The organism is Afipia sp. GW821-FHT04G03, assembly GCF_059419985.1.
Genome location: NZ_JBWKSV010000005.1, coordinates 268,507 through 280,240, shown reverse-complemented (window position 1 = coordinate 280,240; position 11,734 = coordinate 268,507). Strand labels below are relative to the sequence as shown.

The 11,734-nt window shown below is 62.8% G+C and carries 7 protein-coding genes and 1 riboswitch; of the genes, 3 read left to right on the top strand and 4 right to left on the bottom strand.

Features of this window, described 5'->3' with window-relative positions:
* Positions 1-383: 383 nt before the first annotated feature.
* Positions 384-575 (bottom strand): hypothetical protein, encoded by a 192-nt coding sequence (locus AC07UB_RS23040; RefSeq protein WP_494655065.1) that lies wholly within the window; start codon positions 573-575, stop codon positions 384-386.
* Positions 576-810: 235 nt separating this feature from the next.
* On the opposite strand from AC07UB_RS23040, the gene recA reads away from it, so the two are divergent.
* Positions 811-1,896, top strand: coding sequence for a recombinase RecA (gene recA / locus AC07UB_RS23035; protein WP_492790162.1), 1,086 nt, complete (start codon positions 811-813; stop codon positions 1,894-1,896).
* Between the two features lie 238 nt (positions 1,897-2,134).
* Here the strand turns inward: recA and gcvP are convergent, their stop codons facing one another.
* The 3 genes from gcvP to gcvT form a co-directional block, all read right to left on the bottom strand.
* Positions 2,135-5,002 carry an aminomethyl-transferring glycine dehydrogenase gene (gcvP, locus tag AC07UB_RS23030; protein ID WP_494655064.1) on the bottom strand — a complete coding sequence of 956 codons (2,868 nt, stop codon included), beginning with the start codon at positions 5,000-5,002 and terminating at the stop codon, positions 2,135-2,137.
* Between the two features lie 71 nt (positions 5,003-5,073).
* The gene (gene gcvH, locus AC07UB_RS23025) at positions 5,074-5,439 is read right to left on the bottom strand and encodes a glycine cleavage system protein GcvH (protein ID WP_494655063.1); all 366 of its coding nucleotides are present in this window, start codon (positions 5,437-5,439) and stop codon (positions 5,074-5,076) included.
* A gap of 21 nt (positions 5,440-5,460) precedes the next feature.
* Positions 5,461-6,624, bottom strand: a complete 1,164-nt coding sequence (gene gcvT / locus AC07UB_RS23020) for a glycine cleavage system aminomethyltransferase GcvT (protein ID WP_494655061.1) — start codon at positions 6,622-6,624, stop codon at positions 5,461-5,463.
* 133 nt (positions 6,625-6,757) lie between these two features.
* Positions 6,758-6,862, bottom strand: a riboswitch (glycine riboswitch).
* A 295-nt stretch (positions 6,863-7,157) separates the two neighbouring features.
* Between gcvT and alaS the strand changes: the two genes are divergently transcribed.
* Both alaS and ybaL read left to right on the top strand, forming a co-directional pair.
* Positions 7,158-9,824: an alanine--tRNA ligase gene (alaS, locus tag AC07UB_RS23015; protein ID WP_492790158.1), complete on the top strand. Its 2,667-nt coding sequence runs from the start codon at positions 7,158-7,160 to the stop codon at positions 9,822-9,824.
* 148 nt (positions 9,825-9,972) lie between these two features.
* Entirely contained in the window at positions 9,973-11,667 is a 1,695-nt protein-coding gene (gene ybaL / locus AC07UB_RS23010) for a YbaL family putative K(+) efflux transporter (protein WP_492790157.1), read from the top strand.
* Positions 11,668-11,734 lie beyond the last annotated feature (67 nt).

Below are 11,734 nucleotides of genomic sequence, written 5' to 3'. Positions count from 1 at the left end.
TTCTTCGGCATAACCAAAGCTCCTTTCCAAGCTCACTTTCTCACAAAGCTTGGTCCAAAAAAGCCCGGTCAGGTCACAATCTTACTGGCCGAGGAAGTGACACCATTTTGTGCGAATGTCATTCGCCCCAGTCGCCCAACGACCAAATGCAGGTTGTTCTCGAGCGAGTAGCGATGATCTCTGTGTGACTCACACAGTCTTCCCGCGTGCGTCTCACACAGCAGCCACTCGCGATTTCAAAGTAGGCCATTAAAAAGGGGACATTCTAACTTTAAAAATGTCCCCTAAACGCGTGCAGGTTCCTGCACAACCGTAAAGCGTTAGCCGAACCAATACGATTTTCCGGGACGGGGATATAAAAGAGGCCGCCAACTGAGGCGGCCCTACTTTCTCTCACCAATCATATGCTCTTGCACCCATCCCTCGGGATCAGTGCTCATCTGCTTCAAGAAGGCAGCCCGCTTTTCGGCGTCCCGCTCCTCGATTTCTTGGCGTAGCGGCGAATGGGCGGGGCCGCGCTCTTTCTTATAAGTCGCCTTGGAAAATGTGGGGCCGTTGTTCGGGTGCTTGCTCATGATCGTCCTCCTACCCATAGGCGGGAGAGTCGATTTTCAAACTAGGCCACTCTCAAAATCAAAATAGGCCACTAGGGGTTAAAACAGGCCAGTACCCCCCCAATTCGAAAAGAACATATTGCGAACTTAGAACAAATGGGGTACATTAGTTCCATCGGATCAAGCCGATTCCGGTCCGCCGTCCCTGGGAAGCCGTTTGTCCGGCTGGCGAATCCCTTACATAAGGAGCACCACTATGGCCCCCGCCGCGCTGCGTATCGTCGAAGGATCTTCCATGGACAAGACCAAGGCCCTGTCGGCCGCGCTCTCTCAGATCGAGCGCCAGTTCGGCAAGGGCTCCGTTATGAAGCTCGGCAAGAACGACCGCTCCATGGATATCGAGACGGTTTCCTCGGGCTCGCTCGGGCTGGATATCGCGCTCGGCGTCGGCGGCCTGCCGAAGGGCCGTGTGGTCGAGATTTACGGCCCGGAATCCTCCGGCAAGACCACGCTGGCGCTGCATACGGTGGCCGAAGCCCAGAAGAAGGGCGGCATCTGCGCCTTCATCGACGCCGAACATGCGCTCGATCCGGTCTATGCCCGCAAGCTCGGCGTCAACGTCGATGAACTTCTGATTTCGCAGCCCGACCACGGCGAGCAGGCGCTGGAAATCGCCGACACGCTGGTGCGCTCCGGCGCGGTGGACGTGCTTGTGGTGGACTCGGTGGCGGCTCTCGTGCCGCGCGCCGAACTCGAAGGCGAGATGGGTGACAGTCTTCCCGGCCTGCAGGCGCGGCTGATGAGTCAGGCGTTGCGCAAGCTCACCGCCTCGATCAACAAATCCCACACCATGGTCATCTTCATCAACCAGATCCGCATGAAGATCGGCGTGATGTACGGCTCGCCCGAGACCACCACGGGCGGCAACGCGCTGAAGTTCTACGCCTCGGTGCGCCTCGACATCCGCCGCATCGGCCAGATCAAGGAGCGCGACGAGGTTGTCGGCAACCAGACCCGCGTCAAGGTGGTGAAGAACAAGTTGGCACCGCCGTTCAAGCAGGTCGAGTTCGACATCATGTATGGCGAGGGCGTTTCGAAGCTGGGTGAAATTCTCGATCTCGGCGTCAAGGCCGGCATCGTCGAGAAATCCGGCGCGTGGTTCTCCTATGACAGCGTGCGCCTCGGTCAGGGCCGCGAGAATTCCAAGGCCTTCCTCAAGGCCAATCCGGAGATAACGGCGAAGATCGAAGCCTTGATCCGCCAGAACTCCGGGCTGATCGCGGAGCAGATCCTCGCAGGCTCGCCCGAGCGCGACGCCGACGGCGAAGAGCCGGAGGAATGATTGAGACACTGGTCATTCCGGGTCTGCGCGTGAAGAACGCGCATCCCGGAATGACGGGTTGGATTTTCTGAGACTTGAGTTGTTTAAGGCTTGAGTTACGGCGTGATCCCGAAAGACGGGAATCCTTTCGGATCAGATCACGCTTCGGAAGCAAACGGGCGTTGTGGATGTTGAGTTGCCGACATCCCCAGCGCCCGATTTGTTTTCCGCGATACGATCCTCTTTGTTGCTAGGCTGGCTACTCCGCCGCCTGTGCGTAGTCCGCCACCGGCGGGCACGAGCAGATCAGGTTGCGGTCGCCGTGGACGTTGTCGACGCGCCCCACAGGACACCAGTATTTGTCGGTGCGCGACGTTCCGGTTGGGAAGCAGCCCTCGGCGCGCGAGTAGGGCCGTTCCCACCTATCCTCGGCGATGTCGTGCACGGTGTGCGGCGCATGGCGCAGCGGCGAGGCCTCGATGGTGAAGCGCCCGGATTCGACGTCGGCGATCTCGCGGCGGATCGCGATCATGGCCTCGCAGAAGCGATCCAGTTCCGCCTTCGATTCGGATTCCGTCGGCTCGATCATCAGCGTGCCCGGCACCGGGAAGCTCATGGTCGGCGCGTGGAAACCGTAGTCGATCAGGCGTTTGGCGATGTCGTCCACGGTCACCCCGGAGCCCGCCTTGAGGCCGCGCGGATCGACGATGCATTCATGGGCGACGCGGCCCTTGGCGTTGCGATACAGCACCGGGAAATGCGGATCGAGCCGCTTGGCGATGTAGTTCGCGTTCAGGATCGCAACTTCCGTGGCGCGGGTCAGACCTTCGCCGCCCATCATCAACATATAGATGTAGGAAATGACGAGGATCGACGCCGAGCCGTGCGGCGCGGCCGACACTGCGCCGACCGGCGCCTTGCCGCCGTCGTTCGAAACATGTCCGGGCAGGAACGGCGCGAGGTGCGCGCGTACGCCGATCGGCCCCATGCCGGGGCCGCCGCCGCCATGCGGAATGCAGAAGGTCTTGTGCAGGTTGAGATGGCTGACATCGGCGCCGTATTCGCCGGGGCGGGCGAGGCCGACCTGGGCGTTGAGATTGGCGCCGTCGAGATAGACCTGTCCGCCGTGGCCGTGAACGATGTCGCAGATCTCGCGGATGTGCTCCTCGAACACGCCGTGGGTCGATGGATAGGTGATCATCACGGCCGCGAGATCGTTTGCGTGCTGCGCGGCCTTCTTGCGCAAGTCTTCCACATCGACGTCGCCGCGCGCGTCGCAGGCGACCACCACGACGTCCATGCCGACCATGCTGGCCGACGCGGGATTGGTGCCGTGGGCTGAGGAGGGGATGAGGCACACCTTGCGATGCGGTTCGTTGCGCGATTGATGATAGGCGCGGATCGCCAGCAGTCCGGCATATTCGCCCTGCGCGCCGGAGTTCGGCTGCAGCGACACGGCGTCGTAGCCGGTGATGTCAGCGAGCCATTTTTCCAGCGTGGCGAACATGGCGTGATAGCCGGCAGCCTGCTCCTTCGGCGCGAACGGATGCAAGCTCCCGAATTCCGGCCAGGTCACCGGGATCATTTCGGTGGTCGCGTTCAGCTTCATGGTGCAGGAGCCGAGCGGGATCATGGCGCGGTCGAGCGCGAGATCGCGGTCGGAGAGTTTTCGCATGTAGCGCAGCAGTTCGGTCTCGGAGCGGTGCTCGTGGAACACCGGATGGGTCAGGAACTTGCTGCTTCGGGCAAGACCTGACGGCAGCGCGTCGCGCGCCTCCTTCTCGATGTCGGCATAGACGAGATTGCCGCCGAAGGTGCGCCACACGCTCTCGACGATGGCGGGCGTGGTGGTTTCATCCAGCGCGATGCTGACGGTGGTCTCGTTGAGACGCAGATTGATGCTCTCATGGGCAGAATGCGAGATGATGGCCTGCCGCTGGCCATTGATGGCCACCGTCACCGTGTCGAAATAGGCGTCGTTCAGCGGCGCGAAGCCGAGTTTCTTCAAGCCGGCCGCCAGCACTGACGTGCGCCGGTGCACGGTCCGTGCGATATGCGTCAGCCCTTCGGGTCCGTGATAGACCGCGTACATCGACGCGATCACGGCGAGCAGCACCTGCGCGGTGCAGATGTTCGACGTCGCCTTCTCGCGGCGGATGTGCTGTTCGCGCGTCTGCAACGCCAGCCGATAGGCAGGCGCGCCGCGTGAATCGACCGACAGGCCGACAATGCGCCCGGGAAGCGAACGCTTCAGCGCGTCCTTCACCGCCATGTAGGCCGCATGCGGCCCGCCGTAACCCATCGGCACGCCGAAGCGCTGCGTCGATCCGATCGCAATGTCCGCGCCGAGATCGCCGGGTGAGGCGAGCAGCGTCAGCGCCAGTGGATCGGCGGCAACGACGGCGATGGCACCCTTTGCTTTCAATGCGGCGATCGCGGTGCGCGGGTCGTGCAGCGCCCCATGGGTGCCGGGATACTGAAACAACGCGCCGAACACGTCGGCCTTGTCGAGATCGCGCGCGGGATCGCCGACGATCAGCGACCAGCCGAGCGGCTCGGCGCGGGTGCGCAGCACCGCCAGCGTCTGCGGATGCACTTCATGATCGACGAAGAAGGCCTTGGTCTTCACCGATGACGAGCGCTCCGCCAGCGCCATCGCTTCCGCAGCCGCGGTGCCTTCATCGAGCAGCGAGGCGTTGGCAATATCGAGCCCCGTGAGGTCGCAGATCATGGTCTGGAAATTGAACAGCGCCTCGAGCCGCCCCTGGCTGATCTCCGGCTGATACGGCGTGTAGGCGGTGTACCACGCAGGATTCTCGAGAATGTTACGCTGGATCACGGCGGGCAGGATGGTGCCGGAGTAGCCCTGGCCGATCAGCGACGTAAACACCTGATTGCGACTGGCGATGTCGCGCATGTGCGCCAAAGCCTCGGTCTCGCTGAGCGGTTTCCCGAGATCTAGCGGCGTCTTCTGGCGAATCGAATTCGGCAGCGTCTCGCCCATCAGTGCCTGAAGGCTCGATGCACCGACTGTCGAGAGCATGCTTTCGATGTCGCGCGGCGAGGGACCGATATGCCGGCGGACGAAATCGACAGCGGGTTCGGCAGGTTTGCGATGCGCGGTCATATCGAACTCTCCCTAAAGCGTTTTCGAGCGAAGTGGGTACCGGTTCGCGTGAAGAAAACGCGTCTTGAAAACTAAGCCGTGTGGGCCTTGTAGGCGGCTTCATCCATCAGGCCGTCGAGATCGCCCTTGTTGGCGATGCGCAGCTTGAAGAACCACGCGGCCTTGCCGGGATCGGAATTCACCAGCGACGGATCGGCGGCGACGGCGTCGTTGACCTCGAGCACTTCGCCCGCAATCGGCGCGTACACGTCGGACGCCGCCTTGACGCTTTCAACCACGGCCGCGGCTTCAGCCTTCTTGAAGGTGCGGCCGACTTTCGGCAGTTCCACGTACACCACGTCGCCGAGCTGGGTCTGCGCGTAATCGGTGATGCCGATGGTGGCGACGTCGCCGTCGATCTGGAGCCATTCGTGATCGGAGGTAAACAGCGTGGTCATGATGATCCTCAGCGTTGGAAATTATCGTTTGTATCCGTTGGGCACGAACGGCATCGGTGTGACGCGGAGCGGCAGCCGCTGCCCGCGCACGTCAGCGAACACCACAGTGCCGTCGGTGGAGAGGGCGGTCGGCAGATAACCCATCGCGACCGGCGCGTTCAGCGTCGGACCGAAGCCGCCGGATGTGACGGTGCCGATTTTGTCCGGTGATGTTTCGCTGGCATAGAGCGCAGCGTTCTCGCGCACCGGCGCGCGGCCCTCGGCGCGCAGGCCGACGCGGCGGCGCGATGCTCCGGTTTCGAATTGTTTCAGGATGATGTCCGCGCCGGGAAATCCGCCGGCCCGCGCTCCGCCGCTGCGCCGGCTCTTTTGCACCGACCATTCCAGCGCGCCTTCGACCGGCGTGGTCGTGGTGTCGATGTCATGACCATAAAGACAGAGACCAGCCTCTAACCGCAGGCTGTCGCGCGCACCGAGCCCGATCGGCAGCACCGCCGGATCGTCCAGCAGCGTCGTTGCCAGCCGCTCGACATCTTTCGCGGGCACCGAAATCTCGAAACCGTCCTCGCCGGTGTAGCCCGAGCGCGAGACGAAGCAGTCGATGCCCATTACCTTGTGCGGCCCGGCATCCATGAAGCGCATCGCGGCCACGGTGGGCGCGTGTTTGCCCAGCACCTCGACCGCCTTCGGTCCCTGCAACGCGATCAGCGCGCGGTCCGGCAGCGGTTCGATGACGCAGACATCGGAGAGATGCTTGCGAAGATGCGCCTCGTCCTCGGTCTTGCAGGCGGCGTTGACCACCAGAAACAGATGGTCGCCGAAATTCGCCACCATCAGGTCGTCGAGAATGCCGCCGCTGTCGCTGGTGAACTGCGCGTAGCGCTGACGGCCGTGCGGAACGCTAAGAATGTCCTGTGGCACCAGACGCTCCAGTGCGCGGGCGGCGTCCTCGACCTTGCCGGATTTGGCCGTGAGCGTGACCTGGCCCATATGCGAGACGTCGAACAGCCCTGCGGAGGCGCGGGTGTGGAGATGTTCCTTCAGCACGCCGGCGGCGTATTGCACCGGCATCTCGTAGCCGGCGAACGGCACGATCTTGCCGCCGCGCGTCACATGCAAGTCATGCAGCGGCACGCGCTTCAGCGTCGGTTCGGCGGAGTCTGGTTTGCGTTCAGTGGCAAGCATGGTCGGGCTCCTGACGGATTTCGGGACGGTTCCCGAAATCTTGTCGAAGCCCCATCTGTCGCTGTGCCTGAGAGTATTATCCCGTCGGCGGATGCCGCGCCGGTGACCCGGCCGCATCTCTTTCCAGATTTCAGTTCGTCACGCGGTCCGTTTGCCTGAGAGTTTCCGGGGCGGTTGCTCCTTCGGCGCCAGCCAGCTCTTGAATTAAAAGCGGCCAGTCTCTCCCGACGTGACTTGTCCTGTATTCCTTACTTAAGCAGGAAAACACGGCTTTCGAGGGCCTGTCAACGCAACTGCGAGATTATCAACGGGCTTCGCGGCGCTTCTGAGGCTGCCCGCAAGCCGCTGATCCGTTGCACACTTTCTGGACATTCCGGGTCCGTTCCGTCTAGAAACGAGGCGGGACAAACTGCGCTGCACGCGTCATTGAATGCGGACTGTGCAGGAAAGCGTTTTCGAGCGAAACGGGACCCGGTTCGCGTGAAGAAAATGCATCAAAACATCAGAGCTTTTTTGGGCGCGATTGGACGAGCATGAGCGGCGTTAACGAGATCAGGTCGGCGTATCTGAATTACTTCGCGAAGAATGGCCACGAAATCGTGCCGTCGTCTCCGCTGGTTCCGCGCAACGACCCCACACTGATGTTCACCAATGCGGGCATGGTGCAATTCAAGAACGTCTTCACGGGTCTTGAGAAGCGCCCTTATCAGCGCGCCACCTCGTCGCAGAAGTGCGTTCGGGCCGGCGGCAAGCACAACGACCTCGACAATGTCGGTTACACCGCGCGGCATCACACGTTCTTCGAAATGCTCGGAAACTTCTCGTTCGGCGATTATTTCAAGGACCGCGCGATCGAGCTTGCCTGGAATTTGATCACCAAGGAGTACGGGCTTCCGAAGGACAAGCTGCTGGTCACGGTTTATTCCGAGGACGAGGAAGCCGCGAAGCTCTGGAAGAAGATCGCGGGCCTGCCCGATTCGAAAATCATCCGGATCGGGACGTCGGACAACTTCTGGCAGATGGGCGACACCGGCCCCTGCGGTCCGTGCTCCGAGATTTTCTTCGACCATGGCGACAAGATTCCGGGCGGCCCTCCGGGCTCGCCGGATGAAGACGGCGACCGCTTCATCGAAATCTGGAATCTGGTGTTCATGCAGTTCGACCAGATCGCGCCGGGCAACCGCGTGCCGCTGCCGAAGCCGTCGATCGACACCGGCATGGGGCTGGAGCGTTTCGCTGCCGTGCTTCAGGGCAAGCACGACAATTACGAGATCGATCTGTTCGTCGCCCTGATCCGCGCCATCGCCGAATTGACCGGCGCGGACCCGCATGGCCCACAGAAGGGCTCGCTGCGCGTGATCGCCGATCATCTGCGCGCTTCGTCGTTCCTGATTTCCGATGGCGTGCTGCCGTCGAATGAGGGCCGCGGCTATGTGCTGCGCCGGATCATGCGCCGCGCGATGCGCCACGGGCAGTTGCTCGGGGCCAAGGAGCCGCTGATGTATCGCCTCGTCTGGGCGCTGGTGCGCGAGATGGGTCAGGCCTATCCCGAACTGGTGCGCGCCGAGAACCTGATCGAGGAAACGCTCAAGCTGGAAGAGACCCGCTTCCGCAAGACGCTTGATCGCGGCCTCGTGATTCTGGACGAGAAAAGCGCGTCGCTGAAAAAGGGCGACATGTTCGACGGCGAGACCGCCTTCACGCTGTACGACACTTATGGTTTTCCGTTGGATCTCACGCAGGACGCGCTCCGCAATCGCGGCATCAGCGTCGACATCGCATCGTTCACCGATGCGATGGACCAGCAGCGCGCCAAGGCGCGCGCGGCGTGGTCCGGCTCCGGCGACACCGCCACAGAAGCGATCTGGTTTCCGCTGCGCGAGAAGCTCGGCGCGACGGAGTTTCTCGGCTACGACACCGAGATCGCCGAAGGCGTCGTCACCGCGCTGGTGAAGGACGGTAAGGAAATTACAAGCGCGAAGACCGGCGACAGCGTCGCCATCGTTATGAACCAGACGCCGTTCTACGCCGAATCCGGCGGTCAGGTCGGGGACAACGGCATCCTGAGCGGCGAGGGCGCGCGCGTGCGCGTGACCGACACGCAGAAGCGCGCCGGTGATCTTTTCGTGCATTTTGGCACCGTCGAACAGGGCACCGTGAAGCCCGGCATGGCGTTGCAGCTCGAGGTGGATCACGGGCGGCGCACCGCGATCCGCGCCAACCACTCCGCGACGCATCTGCTGCACGAGGCGCTGCGTCAGGTGCTGGGCGATCATATCGCCCAGCGCGGTTCGCTGGTCGCGCCCGAGCGCCTGCGCTTCGATTTCGCGCACAACAAGCCGATCTCGGCCGATGAGCTGCGCCGCATCGAAGACATCGCCAACGATGTCGTGCTGGAGAACGGCGAGGTGGTCACGCGTTCGATGGCGGTGGACGATGCGCGGGATTCCGGCGCGCGGGCATTGTTCGGCGAGAAGTACGGCGATGAAGTGCGCGTCGTGTCGATGGGCGCCGGGACGGGCAACGCGCTCGGCTGGTCGGTCGAACTGTGCGGCGGTACGCACGTGCGACGCACCGGCGACATCGGCCTGATCTCCATCAGCGGCGAAAGCGCCGTGGCCTCCGGCGTGCGCCGCATCGAAGCGTTGACCGGACGCAATGCGCGTCACGCCGTGAACGCGACCATCCAGACCGCGAAAACCGCGGCGGCAGAACTGAAAACCACGCTCGACGATCTGCCGGTGCGCATCGCGGCCTTGGTGGACGAACGCAAGAAGCTGGAAAGCGCGCTGTCCGAGGCGCGCAAGAAGCTCGCAATGGGCGGCGGGGCTGCGGCAGGCGGCGGCGCAAGCGCTGCGTCGGATATTCGCACCATCGGCGATGTGAAATTTCTCGGCCGCGCAGTGCAGGGCATCGAGATGAAAGATCTCAAGAGCCTTGCCGATGACGGCAAGAAGCAGATCGGCTCGGGCGTGGTTGCGATCATCAATGTCGGCGAAGACGGCAAGGCCGGTGCGGTGGTCGGCGTCACGTCGGACCTGACCTCGCGTTTCAGTGCTGTCGATCTGGTGAAGATCGCGTCGGAGGCGCTCGGCGGCAAGGGCGGCGGCGGCCGTCCCGATATGGCGCAGGCCGGCGGACCGGATGGCGCGAAGGCCGATGCCGCTTTGAAAGCCATCGAAGCCGCGATGGGGGCCTGATAACGCGTCAATGTGAGTCGTCGAAACCACATTGCGATGTTCGATTCATAACGATTCGATGACGTGTTTGATGCATCGTGATTCAAGTGCGGCGATGGGTCACGAATAACTGTCTGGCATCATCTTCCTCGATGCGGCAAAATGCGGCATGCATCACAATACGCCCTTGATTTCCACGGTTGTCGTCGGCCTCGTGCTGGCTTTCGTCCTCGGCGCGCTGGCACAACGCATCCGCGTTTCCCCTCTCGTGGGCTACCTCGTCGCCGGCGTGCTGATGGGACCGTTCACGCCCGGCTATGTCGCCGATCAGAACATCGCCAACGAACTCGCCGAAATCGGCATCATTCTTTTGATGTTCGGCGTCGGACTGCATTTCTCGCTGAAGGATCTGATGTCGGTGCGCGCCATCGCGGTGCCCGGCGCGGTGGTGCAGATCACGGTCGCGACCCTGCTCGGCATGGCGATGGGCTGGTGGCTGGGCTGGCCGGTCGGCGGCGGGCTGGTGTTCGGACTTGCGCTTTCAACCGCCAGCACCGTGGTGCTGTTGCGCGCCATGCAGGAGCGGCGGCTGATCGACACGGAGCGGGGGCGGATCGCGGTCGGCTGGCTGATCGTCGAGGATATCGCGATGGTGCTGACGCTGGTGCTGCTGCCGCCGCTCGCGGGGCTGCTGAAAGGCGGTGCGGCGGAAGGTGTCGGATACGCCGCGCTGGCATGGCCGATTGCGATCACGCTCGGCAAGGTCGCGGCCTTCCTCGTCTTCATGCTGGTGGTGGGCCGCCGCGTGATTCCGTGGATCCTGCACTATGTCGCGCATACCGGCTCGCGCGAACTGTTTCGTCTCGCGGTGTTCGCGATCTCGCTCGGCGTCGCCTTCGGCGCAGCGATCCTGTTCGACGTGTCGTTCGCGCTCGGGGCGTTTTTCGCCGGCATGATCCTGAGCGAATCCGAACTCAGCCAGCGCGCGGCGAATGAAACGCTGCCGCTGCGCGACGCTTTCGCGGTGCTGTTCTTCGTCTCGGTCGGCATGCTGGTCGATCCGGCGATCGTGTTGCGGGAGCCGCTACCGCTGCTGGCGACCTTGCTGATCATTATTGTCGGCAAGTCGGTGGCGGCGTTCGGCATCGTCCGGCTGTTCGGTCATCCTAACTCGACCGCGCTGACCATTTCGGCAAGCCTTGCGCAGATCGGCGAATTTTCCTTCATTCTTGTCAGTCTCGGCGTCAGCCTTGCGCTGTTGTCCGATCGTGGCCGCGATCTGGTGCTCGCCGGTGCGATCATTTCGATCATGCTCAATCCGTTGTGGTTTGCGCTGCTCGACCGGGTGCTGGCGGAGAAGGACGACAAGACGAGTCCTGCGGAGAGCAAGGAGCCCGCCGCGCCGCGGGTGCCGCTCGATGCTTCGAAACAGACAAATCATGTGGTGCTGGTGGGACATGGCCGCGTCGGCAGCGTCGTGTGCAAGGCCTTGCTGCAGGCCGGTGTGCCGCTTCTGGTGATCGAGGATAATCCCGGCAGCATCGAAAAACTGAAGCAGGACGGTGTCGAGGTCATCACCGGCAATGCGGCTGCGCCCGACATGCTTCAGGCCGCCAATATCACGGCGGCGCGGGGCCTTTTGGTCGCGATCCCGGATGCGTTCGAGGGTGGACAGATCGTCGCCAAGGCCCGCGCCATCAGCACAACCCTTCCGATCATCGCGCGCGCGCATTCCGAAGCGGAAATCGCGCATCTCAAGCATCACGGCGCGAATTCGGTCGTCATGGGCGAACAGGAAATCGCCAAGGCGATGGTCGCGCAGATCGCAGCCGCAGAGTTGGCGGCGGCGATCACCTCATCCTGAGGCGCTGGTTCAGACGCAGATTCAAGACATGGAAAAGGCGCGGAGATCATCCGCGCCTTTGATGTTT

What these genes read in the sequence shown, in the direction of transcription:
- gcvH (WP_494655063.1), bottom strand. Translation starts at nt 5,439, where the DNA reads ATGACCACGCTGTTTACCTCCGATCACGAATGGCTCCAGATCGACGGC.
- ybaL (WP_492790157.1), top strand. Translation starts at nt 9,973, where the DNA reads ATGCATCACAATACGCCCTTGATTTCCACGGTTGTCGTCGGCCTCGTG.
- AC07UB_RS23040 (WP_494655065.1), bottom strand. Translation starts at nt 575, where the DNA reads ATGAGCAAGCACCCGAACAACGGCCCCACATTTTCCAAGGCGACTTAT.
- alaS (WP_492790158.1), top strand. Translation starts at nt 7,158, where the DNA reads ATGAGCGGCGTTAACGAGATCAGGTCGGCGTATCTGAATTACTTCGCG.
- gcvP (WP_494655064.1), bottom strand. Translation starts at nt 5,002, where the DNA reads ATGACCGCGCATCGCAAACCTGCCGAACCCGCTGTCGATTTCGTCCGC.
- gcvT (WP_494655061.1), bottom strand. Translation starts at nt 6,624, where the DNA reads ATGCTTGCCACTGAACGCAAACCAGACTCCGCCGAACCGACGCTGAAG.
- recA (WP_492790162.1), top strand. Translation starts at nt 811, where the DNA reads ATGGCCCCCGCCGCGCTGCGTATCGTCGAAGGATCTTCCATGGACAAG.